This is a genomic window from Pseudomonas sp. St386 (genome assembly GCF_018325865.1).
Classification (GTDB): Bacteria; Pseudomonadota; Gammaproteobacteria; order Pseudomonadales; family Pseudomonadaceae; genus Aquipseudomonas; species Aquipseudomonas brassicacearum.
Genome location: NZ_AP021900.1, coordinates 3,776,663 through 3,803,207, shown reverse-complemented (window position 1 = coordinate 3,803,207; position 26,545 = coordinate 3,776,663). Strand labels below are relative to the sequence as shown.

At 61.5% G+C, this 26,545-nt stretch carries 21 protein-coding genes and 1 pseudogene; 9 read left to right on the top strand and 13 right to left on the bottom strand.

All coding sequences use genetic code 11. The annotated features are described in order from the left end of the window. Positions 1-11: 11 nt before the first annotated feature. Positions 12-797 carry an SDR family oxidoreductase gene (locus tag KI235_RS16645; protein WP_212795173.1) on the bottom strand — a complete coding sequence of 262 codons (786 nt, stop codon included), beginning with the start codon at positions 795-797 and terminating at the stop codon, positions 12-14. A 65-nt stretch (positions 798-862) separates the two neighbouring features. Further along, a complete protein-coding gene (locus KI235_RS16640; protein ID WP_212795172.1) occupies positions 863-2,323 on the bottom strand; it encodes a TolC family protein in 1,461 nt (486 codons plus the stop codon). 209 nt (positions 2,324-2,532) lie between these two features. On the opposite strand from KI235_RS16640, the gene KI235_RS16635 reads away from it, so the two are divergent. From KI235_RS16635 to KI235_RS16595, 9 genes and pseudogenes are all read left to right on the top strand, one after another. Continuing rightward, the gene (locus tag KI235_RS16635) at positions 2,533-3,642 is read left to right on the top strand and encodes an efflux RND transporter periplasmic adaptor subunit (RefSeq protein WP_212795874.1); all 1,110 of its coding nucleotides are present in this window, start codon (positions 2,533-2,535) and stop codon (positions 3,640-3,642) included. Next, positions 3,639-6,719 (top strand): efflux RND transporter permease subunit, encoded by a 3,081-nt coding sequence (locus KI235_RS16630; protein WP_212795171.1) that lies wholly within the window; start codon positions 3,639-3,641, stop codon positions 6,717-6,719. Before KI235_RS16635 ends, KI235_RS16630 begins: the two co-directional genes overlap by 4 nt. 53 nt (positions 6,720-6,772) lie before the next feature. Beyond that, the gene (gene fabF / locus KI235_RS16625; protein ID WP_043042662.1) at positions 6,773-8,059 is read left to right on the top strand and encodes a beta-ketoacyl-ACP synthase II; all 1,287 of its coding nucleotides are present in this window, start codon (positions 6,773-6,775) and stop codon (positions 8,057-8,059) included. A gap of 535 nt (positions 8,060-8,594) precedes the next feature. Continuing rightward, positions 8,595-10,309, top strand: a pseudogene (locus tag KI235_RS16620) (type I secretion system permease/ATPase). Positions 10,310-10,328: 19 nt separating this feature from the next. After that, positions 10,329-11,639: an HlyD family type I secretion periplasmic adaptor subunit gene (locus tag KI235_RS16615; RefSeq protein WP_027911584.1), complete on the top strand. Its 1,311-nt coding sequence runs from the start codon at positions 10,329-10,331 to the stop codon at positions 11,637-11,639. A gap of 1 nt (position 11,640) precedes the next feature. Continuing rightward, positions 11,641-12,948, top strand: a complete 1,308-nt coding sequence (locus KI235_RS16610) for a TolC family protein (RefSeq protein ID WP_123350701.1) — start codon at positions 11,641-11,643, stop codon at positions 12,946-12,948. A gap of 123 nt (positions 12,949-13,071) precedes the next feature. Next, positions 13,072-15,408, top strand: coding sequence for a M10 family metallopeptidase (locus KI235_RS16605; protein WP_212795170.1), 2,337 nt, complete (start codon positions 13,072-13,074; stop codon positions 15,406-15,408). 311 nt (positions 15,409-15,719) lie between these two features. Beyond that, the gene (locus KI235_RS16600; RefSeq protein WP_043042667.1) at positions 15,720-16,553 is read left to right on the top strand and encodes an oxidoreductase; all 834 of its coding nucleotides are present in this window, start codon (positions 15,720-15,722) and stop codon (positions 16,551-16,553) included. A gap of 84 nt (positions 16,554-16,637) precedes the next feature. Beyond that, positions 16,638-17,624 carry an MDR family oxidoreductase gene (locus KI235_RS16595; RefSeq protein ID WP_043042660.1) on the top strand — a complete coding sequence of 329 codons (987 nt, stop codon included), beginning with the start codon at positions 16,638-16,640 and terminating at the stop codon, positions 17,622-17,624. A 138-nt stretch (positions 17,625-17,762) separates the two neighbouring features. Here the strand turns inward: KI235_RS16595 and KI235_RS16590 are convergent, their stop codons facing one another. From KI235_RS16590 to KI235_RS16540, 11 genes are read right to left on the bottom strand one after another with little or no spacing between them, the layout of a single operon-like run. Beyond that, a complete protein-coding gene (locus KI235_RS16590; RefSeq protein WP_027911580.1) occupies positions 17,763-18,587 on the bottom strand; it encodes a DUF4198 domain-containing protein in 825 nt (274 codons plus the stop codon). A gap of 8 nt (positions 18,588-18,595) precedes the next feature. Further along, entirely contained in the window at positions 18,596-18,886 is a 291-nt protein-coding gene (locus KI235_RS16585; RefSeq protein ID WP_223527778.1) for a hypothetical protein, read from the bottom strand. A 55-nt stretch (positions 18,887-18,941) separates the two neighbouring features. After that, a complete protein-coding gene (locus KI235_RS16580) occupies positions 18,942-19,937 on the bottom strand; it encodes a metal ABC transporter substrate-binding protein (protein ID WP_235384585.1) in 996 nt (331 codons plus the stop codon). Next, complete coding sequence (locus KI235_RS16575) at positions 19,934-20,839, bottom strand: metal ABC transporter permease (protein ID WP_027911577.1); 906 nt, start codon at positions 20,837-20,839, stop codon at positions 19,934-19,936. Before KI235_RS16575 ends, KI235_RS16580 begins: the two co-directional genes overlap by 4 nt. Beyond that, positions 20,836-21,516 (bottom strand): metal ABC transporter ATP-binding protein, encoded by a 681-nt coding sequence (locus KI235_RS16570; protein ID WP_235395283.1) that lies wholly within the window; start codon positions 21,514-21,516, stop codon positions 20,836-20,838. The genes KI235_RS16575 and KI235_RS16570 overlap by 4 nt, the downstream gene beginning before the upstream one ends. A gap of 14 nt (positions 21,517-21,530) precedes the next feature. Then, entirely contained in the window at positions 21,531-22,463 is a 933-nt protein-coding gene (locus KI235_RS16565) for a zinc ABC transporter substrate-binding protein (RefSeq protein ID WP_039012138.1), read from the bottom strand. Then, positions 22,460-23,200 (bottom strand): hypothetical protein, encoded by a 741-nt coding sequence (locus KI235_RS16560; RefSeq protein WP_027911574.1) that lies wholly within the window; start codon positions 23,198-23,200, stop codon positions 22,460-22,462. Before KI235_RS16560 ends, KI235_RS16565 begins: the two co-directional genes overlap by 4 nt. Next, a complete protein-coding gene (locus KI235_RS16555) occupies positions 23,200-23,688 on the bottom strand; it encodes a DUF6644 family protein (RefSeq protein ID WP_039012135.1) in 489 nt (162 codons plus the stop codon). Before KI235_RS16555 ends, KI235_RS16560 begins: the two co-directional genes overlap by 1 nt. Positions 23,689-23,728: 40 nt before the next feature. Continuing rightward, entirely contained in the window at positions 23,729-24,211 is a 483-nt protein-coding gene (locus KI235_RS16550; protein ID WP_039012134.1) for a DUF6644 family protein, read from the bottom strand. A 21-nt stretch (positions 24,212-24,232) separates the two neighbouring features. Beyond that, complete coding sequence (locus KI235_RS16545) at positions 24,233-25,729, bottom strand: alpha/beta hydrolase domain-containing protein (RefSeq protein ID WP_244864255.1); 1,497 nt, start codon at positions 25,727-25,729, stop codon at positions 24,233-24,235. 45 nt (positions 25,730-25,774) lie between these two features. Then, positions 25,775-26,539 (bottom strand): hypothetical protein, encoded by a 765-nt coding sequence (locus tag KI235_RS16540; RefSeq protein ID WP_039012132.1) that lies wholly within the window; start codon positions 26,537-26,539, stop codon positions 25,775-25,777. Positions 26,540-26,545: the final 6 nt, after the last annotated feature.

Sequence of the window (26,545 nt, the reverse complement as noted above, 5' to 3'; positions counted from 1 at the left end):
AGCAGCCTTGCTCAGACGCCCATGATGCGTGCCATGAGGCCTTGATGAAACCAGCGTGGCGTGGCCCAGGTCAGGACGGTGATTGCCTTGTTGCCAAACCCCGGAACGACACTCATGCGTCCGGCTTGCAGCGCCAGGATTCCTGCGCGCACAACAGGCTGGGGTTGCATCATCACCATTTTCAAAGCCGGTGTGAGCTTTTGTCTGGCGCTCTCTGCAAACCCGGTGTCCGACATGCCGGGGCAAAGGGCTGTCACGGCGACGCCTTCGTTTTTGAGTTCGCGGTGCAGGGCTTCGGAGAAACGAAGCACGTAGGCTTTTGCGGCAGAGTAAACGGCGAAGTTCTTTACGCCCTGGAAGGACAGCAGGCTTGCGACCATAAGGATGTGTCCACGTTGGCGGATTCGCATGTCAGTTGCGAAGAGGTGGGTCAGGGCCGTCACACTGGCAATATCCACGGCGATCATCGCCAGCGATTGGTCCAGGGACTGAGTCAGGAAAGGCCCCTGCAAGCCATGGCCGGCATTGTTGATGAGCACATCGATCAGGATATTGCGCTCGCTCAGTCGCGCGTGCAGATCGATGATCGCGGGGATCGAGGACAGGTCGACTTGTTCGACGAGCACATCGATGTGGAACCGCTCGCGCAACTGCGCCGACAGCGCCTCGAGTCTATCCAACCTGCGTGCTACCAGGACGAGCGATTTTCCCTGCGCTGCATATTGCCGGGCAAACTCTTCGCCAAATCCGCTTGAGGCGCCAGTGATGAGCACCCAGGAGCGTTCGTTAGGTTTCATATCGTTGTTCTCTGGTTGTGAGCTGAAGGAGAGAGGGGGCGCAAGTGTCGGGTTATCTGGTCAGCTCAGCGAATTGCCACCGGCTCGGCCTCAGGAGGTTGCCAGCCGCCACCTAGCGCCCTGAATGCTGCAACCGCCGCCCGTGCCGACTCCATGCGCGCTTGCGCCCGCGCATCGGAGACTTGCAGCAGCGTCGCGTCGGCATTCAGAACATCGATCAGGCTGGCTGTGCCTTTCTGATAGGCAATGAATGACGATTGGCGGGCCTGCGTCAGCGAGGTTTCGCCCTGGGTGAGGGTGCTCGCCTGGGATTCTCGATTCACCAGCGCGGAGAAGGCATTCTCGACGTCCTCGGTGGCGCGCAATACGGACTGACGGTAGGCCGCCAGCGCTTCGGCTTCCTGCCCCTTGGCCTGGTCGATTTGCGCATTGATGCGGCCAAAGTCGAAGAGTCTCCAGCGCAGGCCCAGTGCGCCGGCCGCCTGGCTGGCGTCGCCGGTGAACAGGTTGCCGCCGGAAACCGCTGTGGCACTGCCCAGTAACGCACTGAGGGAAAATTTCGGGTAGTACTCAGCGACGGCCTCGCCGATACGCGCATTGGAGGCGGCAAGACGGCGCTCGGCCACGATCAGGTCTGGTCGGCGGCGCAGCAGATCGGCGGGGGTTCCCATGGCTGTTATCTGTGGCGCCAGGGGGATGCTTCGTCCGTTCACCAGTTGCGTGCGATGGGTGCCGGGCGGCGTGCCAAGCATGACATCCAGCGCATTCATGGCGGCATCCAGGCCGGTCTGCAGCACGGGCACCGTCGCCTGGACCTGTGACAGGGCGCCCTCGATCTGGTGAACCTGATAGTTGGCCGCAAGGCCCTTGCTGTAGAGCAGTTGGACTTTCTCCAACAGATCCTGCTGTGTCTTGACTTGTTGATTGGCGATGTCCAGCCGTGCCTGCAGCCCGCGGGCGGTGATGTAGAGATCAGCGGTCTGCGCGGCAACGACCAGTCGTGTGGCCGCGACGCCAGCCTCGGACGCCTGGTATTGGGCTAATGCGGCCTCGCGTCCACGGCGCAGGCCGCCGAAGAGGTCGATTTCCCAGCTGGCACCCACGTTAAGTTCGTAGGCGTTGCCGTACCGATCGTATCCAGGCGTCGAGTTCAGCACTTGGCCAAGGGGTGTTTCCACGGATTGGTATGAGCGCGCGGCCTGGCCGTTGATGTTTCCAGAGGGCAATAACGCGGCATTTGCAGCACCCAGGCCCGCCCGTGCCTGGGTGACGCGGGCCGAAGCCTGGGCCAGGTCCAGGTTCTGCTCAAGCGCCTGGGCAATCAGGTCGCTGAGCACTGGATCAGCAAAGCCTTCCCACCACGCGACGAGGCTGGCCGATGTCGCTGCGGACCTCTGCTCGACAGACGCCTGGCCCAGGTAGCGATGCCCTGGCGCAGCGTCCGGACGCTGGTAGTCCGGACCGACCGTGCAGCCTGTCATCAAGCTGAAGCTCACCAGCAAAGCGGCGGGGTGGAGGGGCGACATTGAGACTCCTGGAGTCATGGATGATTTGTGACCATATTATATTATGGTCACATCCTGTCAATGAACACTCATAGGGCGCAATAGTAAGTATGTCCATTAATCGTTAAGCGCTGCTGCAACTAGCACAGCGGGATGATCTGTGACGATTGACAGAAATAGTCACTGGATTGAGAATGAGGCTCTTGTCCTATCTGCCCAAAAGGGAACCTATGCTCCGGCTTCGACCTGTCACCTTTGCCGCTTGCTTGTTGCCTCTCGTCCTGACGGCGTGTGGCGACTCATCCACCGCTAAAGATCCACGCACGCTTGCGCCCCTGGTGCGGGTTTCTGAAGTCCAGGGTTCGTCTGATCTCTCGCGATCTTTTACCGGCGTCGTGGCGGCTCGGGTCCAGAGTGACCTGGGCTTTCGGGTCGCGGGCAAGGTGCTTGAGCGCCTGGTCGATAGCGGACAGGTCGTCAAACGGGGGCAGCCGTTGATGCGCCTCGACCCCATCGACCTTGGGCTGCAGGCGCGAGCCCAACAAGAGGCAGTCGCTGCCGCTCGGGCCCGGGCCAAGCAGACCGCCGATGACGAGGCACGCTATCGCGACCTGGTCGCCGCAGGCGCTATTTCCGCATCGGGCTATGACCAGATAAAAGCTGCTGCCGATACTGCCAAGGCACAACTCAGCGCTGCGCAAGCGCAGGCTGACGTCGCCCGGAACGCATCGGGTTATGCCGTGCTGCTCGCCGATGCCGACGGTGTTGTGATGGACACGCTGGCCGAGCCCGGGCAAGTCGTCAGCCCCGGGCAAACCGTGGTTCGACTGGCGCGGGCAGGGCAGCGCGAAGCCGTTGTGCAATTGCCCGAGACCTTGCGGCCTGCCGCAGGCGCCACCGCACAGGCGACGCTTTATGGCGTCACCACGGGGGCGGTCACCGCGAAGCTGAGGCTGCTTTCGGATTCGGCTGACCGCGTGACGCGGACCTTCGAGGCGCGGTACGTGCTGGAGGGCGCGCTGGCCAATGCGCCGCTGGGGTCGACCGTCACCCTTCGCATCGCCGAAGACCGCGCGCAACGGCAGGCGCTGCAAGTGCCGATCGCTGCCGTTTTTGACTCGGGCAACGGCACCGGCGTGTGGGTCATAGACGGGGAGCCTGCGAAAGTCACCTGGCGACCTGTGCAGATCCTGAGTTTGAGCGATGACGCTGCACGAGTCGCCGGCAAGCTCAATGTGGGCGAGCGTATTGTCGGGCTCGGCACCCATCTGCTGCGTGAAGGTGAGGAAGTGCGGCTGGCTCAACCGGGTGATGTGAAGGTTGCCGGGGGCCGTCCATGAGCCTCAACCTGTCGGCACTCGCCGTTCGCGAGCGCTCCATTACCGTGTTCCTGATCTTCCTGATTGCCGTCGCAGGCACCTTGGCATTCTTCCAGTTGGGACGTGCCGAGGACCCACCGTTTACGGTCAAGCAGTTGACCGTCATCACGGCATGGCCAGGCGCGACCGCCCAGGAGATGCAGGACCAGGTCGCCGAGCCGCTTGAAAAGCGCCTGCAAGAACTGAAGTGGTACGACCGCACGGACACCTACACCCGTCCCGGCCTGGCCTTCACCATGGTGTCGCTGGTCGATCGCACGCCACCTTCGCAAGTGCAGGAGGAGTTCTATCAGGCGCGTAAAAAGCTCCAGGACGAAGCACTCAAGTTACCGGCGGGCGTGATCGGGCCGATGGTCAATGATGAGTTTTCCGATGTGACGTTCGCGCTGTTCGCCCTGAAAGCCAAAGGCGAGCCACAGCGGTTGCTGGTGCGCGATGCTGAAGCGTTGCGCCAACGCCTGTTGCACGTGGCAGGTGTGAAAAAGGTCAACATCATCGGCGAACAGGCCGAACGCATCTTTGTTTCCTTCTCCCATGACCGGCTGGCCACCTTGGGCGTTTCGCCCCAGGATATTTTCGCCGCGCTGAACAGCCAGAACCTACTCACGCCCGCCGGCTCCATCGAAACCAACGGGCCGCAGGTCTTCCTCCGGGTAGACGGCGCCTTCGATAAGCTGGCAAAAATCCGTGACACGCCCCTGGCGATTCAAGGCCGCACGCTCAAGCTCTCGGACGTCGCGACAGTCGAGCGCGGATATGAAGACCCGGCCACCTTCCTGGTGCGCAATAACGGCGAAGAGGCCTTGTTGCTAGGGGTCATAATGCGCGAGGGCTGGAACGGCCTGGACCTGGGCAAGGCCCTGGACGCGGAGACGGCCAGGATCAATGAAGGCATGCCACTGGGCATGACGTTGACCAAGGTCACCGATCAAGCCGTGAACATTGACTCGGCCGTCGGCGAGTTTATGGTCAAGTTTTTTGTCGCGCTGCTGGTTGTAATGCTCGTTTGCTTTCTCAGCATGGGCTGGCGTGTAGGCGTTGTGGTCGCAGCCGCCGTACCGTTGACACTGGCGATAGTGTTTGTGGTGATGGCGGCCACCGGAAAGAACTTCGACCGGATCACCCTGGGCTCGTTGATCCTGGCGCTTGGGCTGCTGGTGGACGACGCCATCATTGCTATCGAGATGATGGTGGTGAAGATGGAGGAGGGCTACGACCGGATCAAGGCCTCCGCGTATGCCTGGAGCCATACGGCCGCGCCGATGCTGTCCGGCACGCTGGTGACGGCCATCGGATTCATGCCTAACGGCTTCGCCCAGTCGACCGCCGGTGAGTACACCAGCAACATGTTCTGGATCGTCGGCATTGCCCTGATCGCTTCCTGGGTGGTGGCGGTGGCCTTCACCCCATACCTGGGGGTGAAGTTGTTGCCGGACATCAAGCAGGTCGAAGGCGGCCACGCAACCATCTACAACACCCGCCACTACAATCGTTTCCGCCAGGTCCTGACCCGCGTCATCGCACGCAAATGGTGGGTAGCCGGCACCGTGATCGCAACATTCGTCGTGGCGATTCTCGGCATGGGGCTGGTCAAGAAACAGTTCTTCCCGACCTCCGATCGTCCCGAGGTGATGGTCGAGGTGCAGATGCCCTATGGAACCTCCATCGAGCAGACCAGTGCCGCCACCGCCAAGGTCGAGGCCTGGTTGCAAAAACAGGATGAGGCAAAAATCGTCACGGCCTACATCGGCCAAGGCGCGCCACGTTTCTACCTGGCGATGGCGCCGGAACTGCCCGATCCTTCGTTCGCCAAGATCGTGGTATTGACCGACAGCCAGCAAGCGCGCGAGACCCTCAAGTTCCGTCTCCGTGAGGCGGCTGCCCAGGGGCTCGCCCCAGAGGCGCGGATCCGGGTGACGCAATTGGTGTTCGGTCCGTATTCGCCATTTCCGGTTGCCTACCGGGTGATGGGGCCTGATCCGTCGAAATTGCGCGAGATCGCGGGCCAGGTCCAGGATGTCATGCAGGCGAGCCCGCTGATGCGAACCGTCAATACCGACTGGGGGCCGCTGGCGCCGACGTTGCATTTCACCCTGGATCAGGATCGTTTGCAGGCGGTCGGCCTGACGTCAAATGCCGTCGCGCAGCAATTGCAGTTCCTGCTCACGGGGGTGCCGATCACGGCGGTTCGCGAGGACATTCGTTCGGTGCAGGTGGTCGGTCGTGCTGCCGGTGACATTCGCCTCGATCCGGCCAGGATCGAAGGGTTCACCCTGGTGGGCGCGGCGGGCCAGCGCATTCCGCTGTCCCAGGTGGGCGAAGTCGATGTGCGCATGGAGGATCCGATCCTTCGTCGTCGTGATCGCACCCCGACCATTACGGTACGTGGCGACATTGCCGAAGGCTTGCAGCCACCGGACGTCTCGAGCGCGATCATAAAGGCACTGCAGCAGGTCATCGAGACGCTGCCGAGCGGCTACCGGATCGAGCAGGCGGGCGCCATCGAGGAGTCGGGCAAGGCCGGCAAGGCGATCGTGCCGCTGGTGCCGATCATGGTGGCCCTGACGCTGCTGATCATCATCGCGCAGGTGCGTTCGATCTCGGCAATGATCATGGTGTTCCTCACCGCACCGCTGGGCCTGATTGGCGTGGTGCCGACCCTGCTGATTTTCCAGCAGCCGTTCGGGATCAACGCCTTGGTCGGCCTGATCGCACTCTCGGGCATCCTGATGCGCAACACATTGATCCTGATCGGGCAGATCCATCACAACAAACAGGAAGGGCTGGACCCGTTCCACGCGGTCATCGAAGCCACGGTACAACGGGCCCGCCCGGTCCTGCTGACGGCGCTGGCAGCGATCCTGGCCTTCATTCCGCTGACGCATTCGGTGTTCTGGGGGACGCTGGCCTACACACTGATCGGCGGTACGTTCGTTGGCACCATCATGACGCTGGTGTTCCTGCCGGCGATGTATTCCATCTGGTTCAGGATTCGTCCTGACCCTTCAGCGCACGCTCACACAGCTGTGCAGGTTTAAGCAGTGCACTTGTGCTTTTTAGTGAACATCGACTGAGATATGAAGAGGTTTCAATGATGACTTCCCAAGGTCAAAAACGCATCGTCGTCACTGGCGTGGGCATTGTCGGCCCGTTGGGCTGTGGCGTTGAAGAAGTCTGGCAGCGCCTGCTGGCCGGGCGCTCCGGCATTCGCATCCTGTCTGGCGATCTTACCGAGGGAACTGGCGTGGCCGTGGGCGGCCAGGTACCTTCGTTGGAGGAGGACGCCATCGCCGGTTACGACCCGGAACGCATCATCCCGGCCAAGGATCGCAAGAAGATGGATCGCTTCATCGAGTTCGCGCTGGTGGCGGCCGAGGAAGCGTTGCAACAGGCTGGCTGGCAACCGACCGATGCCCACGACCAGGAGCGGACGGCGACCCTCATCGCCTCGGGCGTGGGTGGCTTTGGCGCGATTGCCGGTGCCGTACGCACCACCGATGAGCGTGGCCCGCGCCGATTGTCGCCGTTCACGGCACCGGCTTTTCTCGCCAACATGGCGGCCGGGCACGTATCCATCCGGCACGGTTTCAAAGGACCTCTGGGCGCGCCGGTAACCGCTTGTGCGGCCGGGGTTCAGGCCATTGGCGACGCGGCCAGGCTCATCCGAAGCGGCGAAGCGGATATCGCCATATGCGGCGGTACGGAAGCGGCGATAGATCGCGTGACCCTGGGTTGCTTTGCCGCCGCCCGCGCACTGTCCACCGGTTTTGCCGAGCGCCCGCAAGAGGCCTCGCGGCCCTTTGATCGTGATCGCGACGGCTTTGTCATGGCCGAGGGCGCTGGATTGCTGGTGATCGAGTCGCTGGAGCACGCTCTCGCACGTGGCGCCAAGCCCCTGGCGGAACTGGTGGGTTATGGCACCAGCGCCGATGCCTATCACCTGACGGCGGGGCCGGAAGACGGCAACGGCGCTCGGCGTGCGATGGAACAGGCGCTGCGCCAGGCTTCTGTCAGCCCCTCGGATGTGCAACATATCAATGCTCACGCGACGTCCACCCAGGTCGGCGATAGCGGGGAACTGGCCGCCGTTCGCTCGGTGTTCGGCACGGACTCCGGTGTGGCGATTACCTCTACCAAATCGGCCACAGGGCATCTTCTGGGGGCGGCTGGTGGTATTGAGGCTATTTTTACGGTGTTGGCGCTTCGGGACCAGATTGTCCCGCCTACCCTGAACCTGGTTCATCCTGACGAGGCTGCTGCGGGGCTTGATCTGGTTGGTCTGAAGGCCAGGAAGATGCCGATTACCCATGCGCTTTCCAATGGATTTGGGTTCGGTGGGGTCAATGCCAGCGTGTTGTTTCGTCGTTGGGAGGCGTGAGGGTGGGTAGTTGGGGGGCGGTGTGTGTATCCGTTGCTGCGGTAACGGCCGCTTATGGTTCCGCCCTTACGGCGGGTCACTTTCGAAAAGCCGGAATGCCGGCCCAGGCGAAAGTAACCAAAGCGCTCATGCCTCACCACTCGGCACTTCGCCTAGGCTCGGTGTGCCCGAGATCAACGTCCACGGCGAGGCGGCCTTACAGCCGACCTGGCTCTTGATGTGGACCGCGTTTCTGTAGGAGTCGGCTTGCTCGCGATGAGGCCAGCAAGCCCAATATCCATCTGACTGAACCACCGCATTCGTGAGCAAGTTCGCTCCTACCCCCTAAGACCTACTCATAAAACCTAGGCCAAAAAGGGCGCTTTTCATTTTCAATTTTTCTTTAAGAACCGCTCAAACGTGCCGATACAACGCGGTAGATCCGATTTCGCGGGCGCTCCAGTGGGGGGCCGCCGAAAGATACTCCAGGCGCCCACGCACCTGTGCCCTTGTGATTTTTCAGGTTTGATCAGAATCGGACCTCAGGTAATGATCCATGTCAGCCCATTCCAGAACCGAACTGGAAGGCGCCCTTGCCGTCTGCAAAGGTAGTTTTCTTTCTGTTGGTTTTTTCAGTTTTTTCGTCAACTTGCTGATGCTGGTTCCTTCGTTCTACATGCTGCAGGTGTATGACCGCGCGGTAGGAAGCGCCAGCCTGTCGACGCTGTTGATGCTGACGCTGATCATGTTGCTGTTGATGATCACCATGGGGGGGTTGGAGTGGGTGCGTTCGCGAATCATGGTGCGGATCAGCACTCGCCTGGACACGCTGCTGAGCCAGCGCCTGTTCGACGCCAGTTTCAAGCAGGCGCTCAATACCAGTGGCATGAATGCCACCGCCCAGCCTTTGAGCGATCTGAACGGTTTGCGCCAGTTTCTGACGGGCAATGGCCTGTTTGCGTTTTTCGACGCACCGTGGATCCCGATCTACCTGGCTGTCATGTTTATGTTTCATTCCTGGTACGGCTGGATGGGGATCGTGAGTGCCGTGTTGCTGGGCGCGCTGGCCTTTGCCAACGAAAAGCTCACCCACTCGCCGCTACAGACTGCCAACCGTGAACAGATGGCGGCCACTGCGTTCACCAACAAGAGCTTGCGCAATGCCGAAGTGGTGCAGTCCATGGGCATGCTTGCCAGCCTGCGCCAGCACTGGAGCGGGCGAACCCACAAGGTCCTCGCGCTGCAAAGCCTGGCCAGTGACCGCGCCGCAACCATGACGTCGGTTTCCAGGACATTCCGACAGATCGTTCAATCGCTGGTGCTGGGCCTGGGCGCCTATCTGGCGATCAATCACGAGATTTCGTCCGGGCTGATGATTGCCGGCTCGATTTTGCTAGGGCGCGCGCTGGCGCCCATCGATCAGTTGATCGGCGTATGGAAAGGTTTCCTGGGCGCTCGCTCGCAATATGCCCGACTGCACGAATTGCTGCTCAAGATTGCCGCCGAGCCTGAACGCATGTCGCTACCGGCACCTGAAGGGGCGATTTGCGTCGAGGGCCTTTCGGCCGGGCCCCCGACGCTCGTAAGCCGATTATTCGCGGCGTGGGCTTTCAGGTGGCTGCGGGCGAAGTGGTGGGCATCATTGGTCCCAGTGGTGCTGGAAAGTCGACCCTGGCCAGGGCGCTGCTGGGCGTCTGGCCTAGCCTGGCCGGCACCGTACGCTTGGACGGCGCGGACATCAGCCAATGGCGTCGGGAGGAGCTGGGCCCGTACATCGGCTATCTGCCACAGGACATCGAGTTGTTCGAGGGCACCATCAGCCAGAACATTTCCCGCTTCGGCCCGGTGAACGCACCTGCCGTGGTCGCTGCCGCGCGCATGGCGGGTGTGCATGAGCTGGTGCTGCAACTGAGCGATGGCTACGACACTTTGATCGGCGCCAATGGCGGCGGATTGTCCGGCGGCCAGCGGCAACGTGTCGGCCTGGCGCGCGCCTTGTACGGTGAGCCGCGCCTGGTGGTGCTCGATGAACCAAACTCCAACCTGGATGAGGCCGGCGAAAAAATGCTCGCCGAGGCGCTGCAAAAACTCAAGCAGAGCAGGGCCACGGTGTTTGTCATTACCCATCGACCCGGGGTGCTGGCGCAGGTGGACAAACTGCTGGTGCTCAATCATGGCGAACTAAGTCTGTTCGGGCCGCGGGACCAGGTCCTGGCCCGCTTGCGCGATGCGACACCTGCGGCCCGCCATGCTGCCGCAATTCAACCGTAGGAAGCGGATGAGCGAATTCATGCAAAACAGTCAACACTCATCCACCACGTTGCTTGTCGATGACACGCCGGTAAGGCGCGTCGGCTACCTCATGCTGCTGGTCACCTTTGGCCTGTTCGGTGGCTGGGCTGCGTTGGCCCCGCTCGAGAGTTCGGCACTCGCGCCGGGCGTGGTCACGGTCAAAAGCTACCGCAAGACGGTGCAGCACCTTGAAGGCGGCATCGTGCGCGAACTGCGCGTGCATGACGGTGATCGGGTGAAAGCCGGCGATGTTTTGCTGGTGCTGGACAACACCCAGGCCCGTTCGGAAATGGAAGCCATGCGCAGCCAGTTGATCGCCACGCTCGAACTGCAAGCCCGGTTGGAGGCTGAACGTGACGCACTGCCCGAGCCTCTGGCGGTGCCTGCCCTGGATCCCGCGGACCCGCGAGTACAAGAGGCCCGCGACAGTGAAGCCCGGATCTTCCAGGCCCGACGGACCTCGCTGCTGGGCGAAATCGGCTTGCAAGAGAAGACCATCGGACAAATCGAAGAACAGATTCGCGGATTCAAGGCCATCATCGCCAGCAAGCAGGCGCTGGCGGCTTCCTATCAAGAAGAAATAGTCGATTTGCGGGCACTGCTTGCCGAAGGCTACGTGGACAAACAGCGACTGCGCGAGCAGGAGCGCAGCCTCTCTCGCCTGCAAACCGAAATAGCTGAAAGCCAGTCCGAGATTGCGCAAGCGCATGTCCATATCGACGAGGCGAGATTGAAGATACTGCAGTTGAAAAAGACCTTCGCCAGCGAAGTCGCCGGCCTGTTGGGCGATGCACGGACCAAGGTGTACGAACTGCGCGAGCGACTGGCTACCCTGCAGGACCGCGATCAACGGACCGATATCCTCGCGCCCGAGTCCGGAATGGTCATGGGCATGACGGTCCATACCCTCGGCGCCGTGGTCAGCCCAGGCACTGCGCTGTTGGACATCGTTCCGGCGAACGAGGAACTGATCGTCGAGGCGCAAGTGTCGCCGATGGACATCGACCGCATCGCATTGGGCAAGCTGGCGGACATTCGCTTCAGCGCGTTCAAGAGCAGCACCACGCCCGTCATCGAAGGGCGGTTGCTGCAGATTTCCGCCGACCGCCTGATCAACAAGGACACCGGCACGGCCTATTACCTGGCCCGCGTGGCGCTGACGGACAAAGGGCGTCAGACACTGGGCAACCTGACCCTGGTGCCGGGAATGCCGGTCGAAGTGCTGGTCAATACGGGCGCGCGAACGCTGTTGCAATACTTGATACAGCCGGCGAGCAATGTGTTCGCCCGTTCGTTGATCGAGGACTGAGATGAAGTTCCTGATCACGCTGTGCCTGACCCTCATGCCGCTGGGAGCGCTCGCTGACGATACTTATGTCGACCTGTGGCAATTGCACCAGGAAGCGCAGGGCGCTGATCCGCGTGTCCTGCGGGCACAAGCCCTGGTTCGAAGCGGCGAGGGCAAGGAGCGCGCGGCCTTTGGTCAATTATTGCCACAGCTCAACGCCAGCGGCAGCGTCAACCGCAGCCGGCGCGACGACGAACTGAACCGTATCCAGTACAACGGCAAACGCATGGCAGTGGTGCTCAATCAGGTGATCTACGATCCGCAGGTCTGGCGCAGTTACCAGAAGTACATTGAGTTGGCCCGGCAGAGTGGCTACGAGTCGGCCGATACGCAGGTGCAGGCCAGCATTGATTTATCCGAGCGTTACTTCGCTGTTCTTGCGGCCGAGGACGAGCTGTCGCTGGTGCGCAGCGAGCTGGAGGCGACCGAACGTAACCTCAAGCGAGTCAAGGCCTTGTACGCGCGGCAGATGGCGATGGTGACCGACACACTCGACCTTGAGGCGCGAGTGGATGCGCTCAAGGCTGACGAGATCGAAGCCAGCAACAAAGTCCTGGTCAGTCGTGAAGCCATTTCCGAACTGGTGGGGCGCGATGTCAGCGAGCGGTTCAAGCGCATCGGCGACAATCCAGCCTTCAGCCTGCCGGCCCAGGCGCAAGATTACTGGGTGCAGACGGCGCTCGACAGCAACCCGGCACTGCACGCCCGCGAGCACAGTGTCCGCGCCGCCGAGGCGGCTATCGATGAAAACAAGGCGGGTCATCTTCCTCGGCTGGGCCTGAACCTGACGGCGCAACGCAGTGATATTGGCTATGAAGGCGCCGTGACGCCTCGCTCGGACAACCTCGTCGCATCCCTGGACTTGCAGATGCCGCTCTACAGCGGGGGCTCCACCCGCGCACGGGTATCGAGCTCCGAAAGTGACAAGGAAGCCGCCCAGCAAGAGCTGGAAGCCTTGCGTCGCCAGGTCATCAAGGAAACCCGCACCGCTTATCTCGGCATGACGGCCGAACTCAGCCGGATCAAGGCAACACGGCGTGCGCTGGAATCGGCTGAAAAGTCTCGGGTAGCCACGGAAAAAGCCTTCGGCTACGGCGTAAAGAATGCAGTCGATGTGCTGGACAGTATCAAGGATGAGTTTCGTGCACGGCGTGATTTCTATCAGTCCCAATACACGTTCGTGACCAGCTTGCTGGTGCTGCATCGCTGGAGCGGAAGATTGGGAGATGGGGATATTCGCCAGGCCAATGAATGGCTGGTTGCACCATAATTAGTGGATTCAAGGCATGGAATAGTGGCTAAGTGATATCGCTTTCACTGTTTCTGATGCAAAATAACCCCTTTGTAGCGGCCGCATTTCGGAAGGCCGCAGATCGTTCACAGGAAGCTTCGCATGCCTACTCCAGTTGGTTATTCATTTTCTTCGTCGGCAACACTGACCGGCAATGCGCAAGTCGACAGCTTGCTGGTCGGTACCTATTGGATGGGCAACACCTGGAGCACTGGTACGTTCACCACGCCGCTGACGTACAGTTTCATGACTGAGACTTCGCGTTTTGCCAGCATCTACAGCAGTGAAAATGAGTATGAGGCCGGCTACGTCCTGACGTCAGCCCAGCAAAGTGGCATTACCAGTGCGCTCAGCATGTGGAGCTCGGTTGCCAATATCAAATTCACCCAGGTCAGCGAGTCCACCACCACCGTAGGCGACCTGCGATTCGGCGGTTATCTGAATATGGATAGTGACACCGCAGCCTGGGGCTATTTTCCCGCAGATACGCCCAGCGGCGGTGATGTCTGGCTCGGGCCAGTGACGAACAACCCGACCCCTGACAAGGGCACATACGACTACCTGGTTTTTATGCATGAGATCGGCCATGCACTTGGCCTCAAGCACCCGTTCTCCCAAAGCCTGTCAAACGCCACAGTGCTTGCAAGTCAGTTCGATGATGTCAGCAATACGATCATGAGTTACAACACCTCGTATTCTTATGAACCGACCACCCCCATGCTGCTGGACATTGCCGCCATCCAGAGTCTCTATGGGGCCAATACTCAATGGCAGACCGGTAATAACACGTATAGCTGGGGGGCCAGCCAATCGGTTTTCGAGACAATTTGGGACGCCGGCGGCACTGACACGATCGATGCGAGCAATCAGAGCGCGGCTGTGCGCATCAATTTGAATGAAGGCCAGTTCAGCAAAATTGGCCAGGCGTTCATGGACCTCAGCACCCAGACGGCCTTCAATGAAGGGCTGGCGATCGCGTACGGTGCTAAAATCGAGAACGCCGTCGGCTCAGCCAATGACGACACCCTGATTGGCAATGCGCTGGAGAATGTCCTGAATGGCCTGGCTGGCAAGGATGTCATGACCGGTGGGGCCGGCAACGACATCTACGTGGTTGATAACATTGCGGACATCGCCAGTGAAACCAGCACCCTGGCCAGCGAAATCGACACCGTGCTCTCCTCGGTGAGCTGGAGTCTGGGGGCTAACCTGGAAAACCTCACGCTGACCGGCAGTGCCCAGGACGCTGGCGGCAATTACCTGAACAACGTGCTGACCGGCAACGCCAGCAACAACGTGCTGGACGGCGGCAGCGGCATCGACACGCTGATCGGTGGCACTGGCAACGACATCTACGTGGTCGACAACCTCAAGGACATCATCAGCGAAACCAGCAGTCTGGCGGGTGAGGTCGATACCATAATCACCTCGGTAAGCTGGAGCCTGGGGGCTAACCTGGAAAACCTCACGCTGACCGGCAGTGCCCAGGACGCTGGCGGCAATTACCTGAACAACGTGCTGACCGGCAACGCCAGCAACAACGTGCTGGACGGCGGCAGCGGCATCGACACGCTGATCGGTGGCACTGGCAACGACATCTACGTGGTCGACAACCTCAAGGACATCATCAGCGAAACCAGCAGTCTGGCGGGTGAGGTCGATACCATCATCTCCTCGGTAAGCTGGAGCCTGGGGGCCAACCTTGAAAACCTCACGCTGACCGGCAGTGCCCAAGACGCCGGCGGCAATTACCTGAACAATGTGCTGACCGGCAACGCCGGCAACAACGTGCTGGATGGCGGCAGTGGCAACGACACGCTGATTGGTGGCACTGGCAACGACATCTATGTGGTCGACAACCTCAACGACGTTATCCGCGAAACCAGCACGTCGGCGAGCGAGCTCGACACCGTAATCTCCTCGATAAGCTGGAGCCTTGGGGCCAATCTGGAAAACCTCACGCTGGCCGGCAGTGCCCAGGTCGATGGCGGCGGCAACTTCCTGAACAACGTGATGACCGGCAACGCCGGCAATAATGTGCTGGCCGGTGGAGCGGGAAACGATAGGCTCGACGGTGGTGCTGGCAACGATATCCTGGTTGGAGGCACAGGCACTGATATGCTCATTGGTGGCACCGGTGCCGACCGATTCGTCTTCAGTGCATTGAACGAACTGGGCAAAGGCGGTACCGGCGACACCATTTTCGACTTCAGCAGCCTCCAGGGCGATAAAATTGACCTATCGAGACTGGATGCCAATTTCCAGACCTCGTTGATCGACAAGTTCAGCTTCATCAATTCGGATGATTTCACGAGCGCCGGACAGCTGCGTTTTGTCGACCATGTTCTTTATGGCAATGTCAACGGCGACCTTGGGGCGGATTTTGAAATCCAATTGGTGGGTGTCAATACACTCAGCGCCAATGATCTAGTCGCTTGATAGAATGGTTCTGGCTCCCGGCTGGACCGGAGTAATGCCGCTCACTCAAGAAAATGGTAAGCCTGTGGCGAGGGCGCGAGTAAGCGCCCTCGCCACAGGTTCGTCGACTCCTTATTAATTCGTTGATTTCATGCGCACTGATCCATTCAAGCGCTGGAGCAACGCTGCTGTCGACATTATTGATGTCGATCAGCATCAAAATAATTGACCGCTACGATTATGATCATCATCATAAGGCTGCCAGTCGATGATCCAGGACCACAGTTGCGATCTCTGACCGGATAACGTCGATAACCGGAAGGACATTCATGATGATCAACAAACGCGTAGCGTTAGTGACCGGCGCTTCATCCGGTATCGGGGAAGCCATTGCACACAAGCTCGTGGCCGCAGGCTACAGCGTCTACGGCACCAGCCGACGAGGCGGGCAGGCGGGGCAGCAAGGGTTTCCGCTGTTGGTGCTCGATGTCACTGACGATGCCAGCGTCGAAGCGGTCATCCAGGAACTGCTGACGTTGGAGGGGCGGATTGATCTGCTGGTCAATAATGCCGGCTTCGGCATCGCGCCCGCCGCAGCGGAGGAGAGTTCTGTCGAGCAGGCCAAGGCCCTTTTCGATACCAACTTCCTAGGCATCGTACGCACGACGCGCGCGGTGGTGCCGCACATGCGCCGCCAGGGTGCTGGCCGCATCATCAACATCGGCTCAATCCTCGGCATCGTGCCTGTTCCTTACGCGGCCCTCTATTCAGCCAGCAAGCATGCGGTGGAAGGTTATTCGCAAGCCCTGGATCACGAATTGCGTACCCACGGCATCAGGGTCACGGTCGTCGAGCCCGGCTATACCAAGACTCAATTCGAGAGCAACAACCTCCAACCCGATGCCAAGCTCGACGTGTATGAAGACATTCGGATAAAAGTGACGAAAGTGGTGAACCAGGCCATGGCGACCGCCGACGGCCCCGACGTGGTGGCTGAAGTGGTACTCCAGGTCGCGCGTGCCGAGCGTCCGAAGTTGCGCTATACCGCTGGCAAAGCGGCCGGCCAGTTGCAGTTCATGCGCAGCTTTGCTCCGGCGCGCTTGCTGGACACGGGCATCCGCAGGGCGCTGCAACTCGAAACCAAACGGCCTTCTCAGGCACACTGACTCGGCCTGGCCATACCCGTTGCCGTGTCTGTTGCATCTGCAGGGCAGCGATGACGATCCGTTTGAACGAACAGGACAAGAACAATGACATTCAAGGCGCTGCTCACGACCAAAACCGGCGAAGCGATTTCGACCCATCTGGTCGACTTCAAGGAAGAGGACCTGATGCCCGGTGACGTTACCGTCGCGATCGAGTTCTCGACCGTGAACTACAAGGACGCCATGGCCCTCAGTGGCCGTTCACCTGTCATTCGCCAGTTTCCGCTGATTCCGGGCATCGACTTCGCCGGTATCGTCGAGACGTCCAGTCACCCGGGGTTCGAGGCCGGCGAGCGTGTGCTGGTCAACGGCTGGGGGCTGAGCCAGACCCACCACGGTGGCTTTGCGCAGAAGGCGCGGGTGAGCGGTGACTGGCTGGTAAAGATCCCGGAAGTATTCTCGACCCAGGCGGCCATGGCCATCGGCACCGCAGGCTACACGGCGATGCTCAGTGTCCTGGCATTGGAGCATGGCGGGCTGACCCCGGATCGAGGCGATATCCTGGTCACCGGTGCCAGCGGCGGCGCCGGCTCGGTGGCCATCGCACTGCTGTCGGGCCTGGGCTATCGAGTGATCGCCTCGACCGGACGGCAAGAGGAGGGCGACTACCTGCGCGACCTTGGGGCGACGCAGGTCATCGACCGCAACACCTTGTCGCAGCCGGGCGCACCGATTGGCAAGGAACGCTGGGCTGGCGTCATTGATTCGGTGGGCAGCCACACCCTGGCCAATGCCTTGGCTCAAACCCAATATCGCGGCGTTGTCGCTGCCTTCGGCCTGGCCCAGGGCGCGGATCTGCCTGGCTCGGTGCTGCCTTTCATCTTGCGTAACGTAACCCTGGCCGGTATCGATTCGGTCAATGCTCCGCAAGCGGTGCGCCTGCAGGCATGGTCGCGACTCGCCCAGGACCTTGATTTGAGCAAGCTGACCCGCACCACCCAGATGGTTGGCCTGGCAGAGGTGCCGACCGTTGCCGCTCGGGTACTGGAGGGCAAGGTGCGCGGACGCACTGTCGTGGACGTGAATGCATGAGCAACGCTTCTCGCGCGTTCCGCTACCTGGCGAGCTGCCCTGGCGCTGGCATTTTTGTTCGCCGTAAGCGGTGAGGGCAGGGCAAAGGCTCACTGGTAAACATCTGCGGATGAAAACGCTATGAGCCTTGGCGTCGGGTCACTTCATGTCCCTGGCCTGCACCCACAGCACCGCGTCTTGCGACAGGGGTTTGCCCTTGTAGGTTTTCGTCGCACCGATGTCGAGCGCGGCGATGCCCCACCAGCCGGCCCGGGGCAGGCCGATGGTCACGATACCTTGGGCGTCCGCGTAGGTGTTCTGGGCTTTGAATGACGCTTGGGGGGCTGTGACATAGTCTTGCTGGCCGAAGGCGTTTTTCTCGAGATCAACGGAATGGTTGACGTATTCGATTTCGACTTCGGCGAACGGAACAGGCTTGCCATCGGCCAGCACCACGGCGCGGAACACGCCGCCGGTCCAGTTTGCATAAGGCTTGTTCAATGGCTGGATTTCCACCGGCAACCCTTGTGGTTCTGCCCAGTTACTGGGGACTCCACCGACGTTCACGATGAGCTTGGCGAACTGTTGGATATAGACATCTTCCTCGGTCTCCAGGTAGGGCTCGGGTTCGAGGACGAAGATGTGGTCGCCCAGTGAGCGCACCAGCTCTCGTGGAATCGAGGCACGATAGGCTGTCGTTCGGTTGTCGCGACTTTGCCACTCGACGGGGCGCAAGTATTTGCGCAGATCGACTTTTTCCCCGCCATGGGAGCTGCTGTGGCTGAAGGCGCGAGGTTCATTCATGGCCATGGTGGGGCCGCCGGAGAAGGGGTGGGTAAACACCAGGGCGAACTCGAGTTTTTCTGCGCGCTGCAGCGCCGTTTCCTCGAGGTAAAGCATCTGGAAATGGGCCTGTGCCGCGCCGGTCAAGCCAGTGAGTGTCGTAGCGGCAAGGGCCTGGAGCAGTTTTCGTTTGAACGTCATAGTCGCTTTCACCTTGAAATGTCGGAAGACTGAATCGTGATTTCATGGCCGGCGCCACCGAGGAACACCACGGAGTAGTTTCCGGCGGGGGGCTGGAACATGTAGGTGTTGTCCTTGCCAACCTCGCCTTCGAGCAACACCTTGTTGCTCGGGTCCTGGACATGGATTTTTCTGCCGGTGGCCGAGCTGCCATCGGTGAAGCCCGCCTCGCACTTCACCTGGTTATCGCCCTCGATGTAGCAATCGAAGACCGGGCCATGGGCGAAGGTTGCCTGGCAGAACACCAGAGCGCCTGCCATCGCTAGCCGCAATGCTGAACCTATGAATTTCATAACGTCTCGCCGCCAAGATCGGTCATTGGGGAGGCGACTGACCATCGCCCCTCGTGTTGTTGTTGCCAGTCGTAGCAAAGGCCGCCAGCAGGGCCTCCAGGTTCGAACCCAGGAGTGCTTCGTATCCGTTGGCCTTGTCGGCGAGCATTCCCGGGTTGCCCGTATCGAGTATCAGCAGCCGTGCGCCGCCGTCCTCGATGGCCTTGGCGATTCTGGCGTCCGGTGCCCACTTGTGGACCACCACGCGGATGTCACGCTCGCGCAGGTATTGGGTCAGCGCAGCGCAGTCAGCGTCGCTCCAGTCGATGTCCTGTTGGACGAACCAGCCGTCGACAAAGACGCCGAACTCGCCGAACAGGTAGATGAACTCATTGGCCAGCGACAGCACGCGCAGGTCCGGCACTGCCGTCAGCCGGGCACCGTAGTCGGCCTTGAGCCGGCGCAAGCGGCCTTCGAGTGCGGCGAGGTTGCGCTCTATCCGTGGCGCATCGGTGGGGGCCAGGCGTGCCAGGTCGGCAGCGATCAGCGCCGACATGCGCATGGCGTTGACGGGGCCGAGCCAGGCGTACGGGGATTGCCCCTCATCGGCATCGCTCGCGGCGGCCCAGGGAACGTCGTTCGATGGCGCGCGGGTCGCGGCCACGCCGGGCTTGATGGTGTCCCATGAGCGCGAGGCATCGATCTCGACGATCCGCAGATTTTGCCGGCGTGCCGCCGCATACAGCGGATCCGCGCGCCAGAGACTGCTGAGGGTGACCACGGCTTCGGCCTGCTGGAATACCGCGGCGTCCAGGCGCGACAGCGCGTTGGCCTGGCTTTCCATGGGCACGGCCGCGTCCGCCGGAACACGGACGACCTCAACGGTCGTGCCGTCGCTGAGTGCCGAGGTGAGCGCATACACGGCAGGCAGTGCGACAAGCACCTGTTGCCGGCTAGTGTCGGCAAGGGCCGAAAGCGGGCTGCCCAACAGCAGTGCCAGCATCGTCAGCCAGGACCTGTAGAGCCATTGCCTGTTCATACGCTGGCTCCCCTGAACCGGGACGCGGTAGCGCGCATGACGGTGGTGGCGATGAACACCAGGGCGGCGACTATCACGATTGCGCCGCCCGTTGGCACGGGAATGTGAAACTGCATCGGCGCCAGGATGCCCACCACACAGGAAAAGGTCGCGATCAGGATGGCGCGCGCCACCAGCCCCGGGAGTGAACGACTGATGTTGCGTGCTGCCGCTGCCGGTATGAGCAGAAGGGCTTCGACGAGCACGGCGCCGATGATTTTCAGGCAGGCGACCGTCACCAGGGTGACCAGCACCACGAACAGGTACTCGACGCTTCGCACCCGCACGCCGCGGGCATGTGCCAGGCTCGGATTGAGGCTGGCCAACAGCATGCCGTTGTACAGCGGCAGTCCGAGCAGCGCACATATCGCCGTGACGCCAAGCAGCACATTCATGTCGGTGTGGTCCACCGCCAGGATGGAGCCGAACAACACGCTTTCCATCACGTGGGTGTTGATCTTCGCCGACACGAACAGCAACAGCGAGGCACCGACCGCCAGTGAGATGGACAGGAACACGCCGATCAGCGTGTCATTGGCCAGCGTGGTGCGGTGCTGCGTGTACTTCAGTGTCAGCGCGAACAACAAGCAAAAGCCGAACATCGAGAAGTAGGGGGACGTGTAGGATTCGCCGATCAGCACGCCAATGGCAACGCCGGTCATCGCCGCATTGCCGACGGACTGACTGAAGAACGCCATGCGCTTGATCATCACCATCGAGCCCAGCACGCCCAGCAGCGGTCCGATGAGCACCGCGCAGAGCAGCGCATTGATCACGAATTCGTACTCGAACGGCTGCGGCAGGATGCCACTCGCGGCGAGCGCCTGCAGGTGGTTGCGAATGAAATCGTACAGGGCGCTCATTGGGCCCCCTCCAGCGAGTAGGTGACTTGGTCGGGGGCGCCATGGAACAGCACTCTGCGATTGATAACCGTCACCGATTGGGCGATGCGCCTGACCTGTTCCAGGTCATGGTTGATCCACAGGATGGTGACGCCACGGCCGTGTAACTCGGCCACCAGCGCCTCCACCAGGCGCACACCCGATTCGTCGATGCCGGCGGTTGGTTCGTCGAGGATCAACAGCCAGGGCGCCGGACTGATCGCCTGGGCCAGCAGCACTCGCTGGCGCTGGCCACCGGACAGGCTGCCAAAGGATTTGGCGCCCATTCCGGCCACGCCGGTACGCGACAGGGCCTCGGCATTGGCCGCCTTGGCGGATCGGTTGGAGCCCAGGAAGGCTGGCCGGCGTTGACCGAGAAGGGCCATGAGATCGTTGACCGTCATCGGCACGTTGCGGTCGAAGTCCGGCAATTGCGGGACATAGCCCACGGGGGTGGTGACCTCGCCCTCGAAGCGGACCGTTCCCGAATGCGGCATCTGGCCCAGCAGTGCGCGTACCAGGGAAGTCTTGCCGCCACCGTTCGGACCGACCAGGCAGTGCAGCGCACCGGCTTCCACCCGAAAACTGACGTCTTCAAGCACTTGCGTGCCTCCCAGTCGCAGGGAAACGTTATCGAACACTATGGCGGGACCGCGCATCGCTTGTCTCTCCTTCATCGCTGCATGAACTCAACGGCTTCGGCCAAGGTCTCGAGGTTTTCGCGCATCGCCACCTCGAATTCGTCCGCGCTGTAGGTATCGCCGGTGATGTGAGACAGCGAGAAGACCTTCACGCCGGTGGCGGCTTCGATAGGCTTGGCGAGATCGAGGGAGAAATTTTTCTCGGCGAACAACACCCTTACATTGGCCTTCTTGATGGCGTCGATGGTGTTGGCCAACTGGCGCGCGGTCGGCGCGACGCCATGACGGGGCTCGATCACCGCGCTCACGAACAGGCCGAACTCCTGCATCATGTAGTCGTAGCCGGCATGGGTGGTCGCGCAGCGGAACGAAGACAAATCCAGCGCGGCGAAGCGGGTCATGAAGCCGGCTCTTAGCGCCCGGATGCGCGCGGCATAGGCCAGGGCGTTTTGTCGATACGCCGCAGCGTTGCCCGGGTCCAGCTCCCCCAACCGGCGAGTGATCTCGAAGACCTGTTGTATCGCGGCCGTGGTGGAAACGAAGGTATGCGGATTGACCACCTTGGCGCCGTCCTGGTCGCCGCCGATGGGAATGAGGGCCACCGAGGCATTGGCCTGGATGATCGGCAGTGTCGCCCCGCGGCCGGCGGCCTTGATGATCTGGAAGGCCCATTCGTCGTGGCCGATGCCGTTGACGACCAGGGCATCGAGGGTCATCGCGCGGGTAATGTCGTCGGGCTGCGGCTGATAGTTATGCGGGTTCGCCTGTGCCGGAATGAGCGCAACGACCTCGGCCCGATCGCCGACGATATTCGCCACGAAGCTGTAGTACGGGTGCAGGGTGACGCCGATCTTGAGCTTCTTGCCCAAGGGCGCAGTCGGGCCAGCGAGTGCGATGGCGGGTATCAGCACCAGCAGCGCAAGGCAACGACGCCACAGTGCGCGGTGTCTGGTAGAAACGGTCATGGCTGGTTTCCTTTTACACGTTCGACTTCGCTGGCACCGTTGTAAGGGATGACTTGGCGCCAACCGCTACCGACCAGCGATTCAGGCTTGACGATGCCGGGGTAGGGCGCGTTCGGGTCGCGATGGACCCAGATCGTTGCCTGGTTGGCCCACATGACGCCGGCATGGGCGTGCCCAATGACGAGCAGATAGGCGCTCTGGCCGGGCGCGTGACCGCCGGAGCCGTAGTAGACCGTGGCGCCCTGGCCCTGGGTGGCTTGCGATACGTCGCTGGGGCTAGGGGCTTGCGGGGTGTCGGCGTCGTCGTGATCATCGACGGAACCGGCATGGGGTAGGTGCGTGCCAGGCAAAATCAACTGCCAGTGCACCTCGCCATTGGTTTTCCAGAAGGCGTCTCGATAGAACGGCGGCAGCAAGATCTTCTGAGCCTGCTCCAGCGTGATCCAACCGCCGGTGTCGTTGTTGTTCCAGATGATTTCTTCACCGGCGGGCAGCAGGGCGCTGTGGATGGCCTGGTCGACCGCACCCAGGCCATCGAAGGAGCGCACCTGCCAACTCAAGGGTGTCGGTGGGCCGGCGTGCTGTGGGCGCAACAGCACATAGCCTGTCACGCTGGCAATGATTACCAGGGCCGCAAGCAACAGGGCCAGCGATTCCCAGCGGCTGGAAGCCGGGCGCACGACCTGGATCGCGCCGTTGGCGTCATCGCCGGGGCAGGTGTGCGACAGGCGAGCCATCAGACGAACCCGATCCAGCGGCCAAGGCAGATCACGCTCACCCACAGCGTCAACGAGCTGAACCCAGCGATACGGGCCTGGTTGGGAGGCGGCAGGGTCGTGTCCCATTCGTCGATCCGGCGATAGGCGCCCAGGTGGAATATCCCCATGTTCACGCCCGCCAGCAGCAACAGGCCCATCTTCCACCAGAAAACGCTGTTCTGCGCATAGGTGGTGGCATTGGAGGTGAACATGAGCAGGCCGGTGACCACGCAGGCTGCGAAAGCGACCCAGGTGAATGGCAGCAGTTCCTGGATCAGCCGTAGCGCGCTTCGCCGATGGGAGGCAACGCCAAGCAAGCGCAAGTCGACGACGGTGATGGTCCCGAACACAAGGGCGATGCCGATCACATGCACCGACTCCAGGTTTGGAAAAAACGAGCCCGACTCTCTGATGTAGGCGGCGACAGAGGTGTCTTCGAGGGCTTGCAGTATCGATTGGATGTCCATGGCGAATACCTGAGAAAAACGTTCATTGAAAACGCTGGGATCAGTAGGCAATCCAGCGACCGCAGAAGATCACGCCGCACCACAGGGCGATCGATAGCCAGGCCAGTGCCTTGATGGCAGGCTTCTCGTCATCGCCTTGCGCCTGAGCGGCGGGGCGCAGCAATGGACGCCGGATTGACCAGGCCAGCGTGAACACGGCGAGGACCAGGAACATCTTCAGCCAGAACGTCGTGTTGACCAGTACACGGTCTGGCTCGCCAATGATCATGACCAGCCCGGTGAGGAGCAGGACGATGAGCGCGGCGCGCATCCACGGGAAATAACGGCGCACGACACCAGCCATGGGCTCGTCGGTGGCAAACACGCCGGCCAGGCGCAGATCAGAGATCACGGCGGCGCCGAAGATCACCGCGATGGCGACGATATGAACGCTCTGGATGGTCGGCACGACCCAGGACAGGTCCCTGATGGCGGTGCTCAACGGTGATGCATAGATCCAGGCGATGATGAGTTCTGATGACATTTGCTTTGCTTCCGCATGGGGTTAGAAGTCTTGGGGTCTTGCGATCGGACGCAGGCCCGTTGCGTCTTCCGGAAGGAGGTAGCCTTGCTTGATCGAGAGGCGCTTGGCGTCCTCGAATGCCTGTTCGTAGTGACTGAAGCTGCCGTAGCGCTGGCGCAGCACGTCCTTGGAATAGGGCTCCTTGGTGTCATAGATCAGGCCGCAGCCGGTCTCCTGGTCCGTGAGGTAGGCCGCGCTGGGCACCTGGATCCACGGCGGACGCACGCCCCCTTGCAGGTTGCCGCTGGCGGGGTCGCGCACGGCGGCCTTGCCCTCGCGCACGACCCGCGGCGACTTCGGCATGGCCTTGCCTTCGCGCACCCATTGGTCCATGCCGTCCAGGAGCGCCGAGACGACCAGTTCCGCCGGCTCGTCGTACAGCGTCCGGCACCGTGGGTCGTCGCCCTTGCCGACGTCGGCGGCAAACAGTTCGGTATGTTCCGTACCGAGGTCGGCCAGCCGCAGGTGCGGCATGCCAGTCACTTCGTAGTAGCGAAGCTGCGGGCTGTCGCTGTCTGGCGGCAAGTCGATGCCTTCGATCACGTCGTGCATCAGTTCGGATTGGCTGTAGACGGTCACGAACGGCACGCCGTCGGGCATCTTCCGGGGTAGTCGAATGACGTCGCCACCCACCTCGCCATAGGCCATGCGCCCGGTCATGTAGGCATCGATCAGCGGCCTTTCGTCGGGCATGCGCCATTGCTGGTGGCGGCCCTGGTCGAGGTAGTCCATCCAGGCTTGTGCGGTCACGGCCCAGCTATTGACGTACACGCGCTGCACGTCGAGGCCTGCCAGCGGTCCTTGTGCCGCATTGGTTTTGAGCAGCAACGCCAGCTGCGCCGCGATCCCCTGTGACTGTGGAACGAATGGATCGGGGCCTTCACCGCGGGTAAAGCGCTCTGGATCGTAATAGGTGCCCAGCGGCGCATAGCGCGCATAGTCGAAGCGGCGCATGAACTCGAAGTTGACGATCCGTCCGTACTGGCCGATCTGCTCGGCCTCGGCGGCCGGGGTTTCCGAGATGAACTTGGGATCGACGGCCGGCTTGTTCATGTTCAGCGTGTAGCCGACGTATGCGTAGCCACGCCGTAGCAAGTAATCACGGGACAGGATCCATCCAGCGGCGCGCTCGCCAAACCAACTGAACGGCTCGATCACCACCGTGCCGTTGAAGTGCGCCGGGTCCGCCGGTTTACGTACCAGGATGCGCGTGGTGTAAGGCGCCTCGAAGAGAGTCTTGCCCGCGGCGGTAATGGCCGGGGCGACACCTTGCAGGTAAAACTCCTCTTCGATGTAGCCGTACTTGTCGAGGTCGCTGTGTTCGGTGCCCGGACGTTTAGCCGATGACAGCGGTGCCACGCTGGAGGGCGGCACGGCGATGGCCGTGGGCATGCGGGGCACCACGGCGAACGTGTTCGCGGTGAGAATCAGCGACAGCAGGGCCCCTTGCAGCGTCGGCCGCAGGAGGTTGAGGGGCATCGGTCGTTCCATCCGGTCACCTCCAAGGGGGCGTCGATAGGGGCTTCACTCACGGCTGAGGGACGCCTTGCCTTCGCTGTCGATGACAATCTGGTTGTTCTCGCAGACATACTCTTGAATGGCGTAGTTGGAGCGCTTGTAGTCGAACGTGAACCGATACGGGGTGTTGAGCACCTGCGGGTCCTCGATCACCACCTGGTTTTCCAAGTGATCCGGCCCGCGTAGCCTGATGCGTTCAGTGATCTTCATCTCCTCACTGTGGGGAACGTCATAGAACGTCACGTCCGTTCGCACGCGTTGTGTCTCTACCACGAGCGTGTCGCCTTCCCAGTGGCCGCGCGAATGACCCTGGTACTTGGGGTCGAGCTTCTCCTTGGGCGGCAATGCCTGGTTCAGGAGAATCCGGCGCACCTGCTGGAGGTACTCGCCGAGGACAATCACTTGTTTGTCGTCGTGAATGATCTGGATCGGGAAAAGCGCCGCCATCAACGTCGGCATTCCCTCGGGCAGGCACTTGGAGCTTGTCGTGGCTATAGGCGTCCCGGCTTCGTTCGCTACGGCTTGTTTCTTCTTCAGCTCGGCGTATTGGCGGGCATAGGGTTCCTTCAGGTCCATCGGCCCGCCCGGGTGCACCGGATCGTCCGGGTTCTCACCGAACCAGTCGTCCGGGGTTCTTTCCCAGGTGCCGCTGATGTCCGCACGTGCGTTGTTCTGGGTTTTGGACGATGCCGCGTTGCACACCCCGGCGACGGTCACGAGGACGACGCCGAGGAAAATCGTTGCTGCGCTCAAGGTTCGTGTCGGTTTCATTGAAAC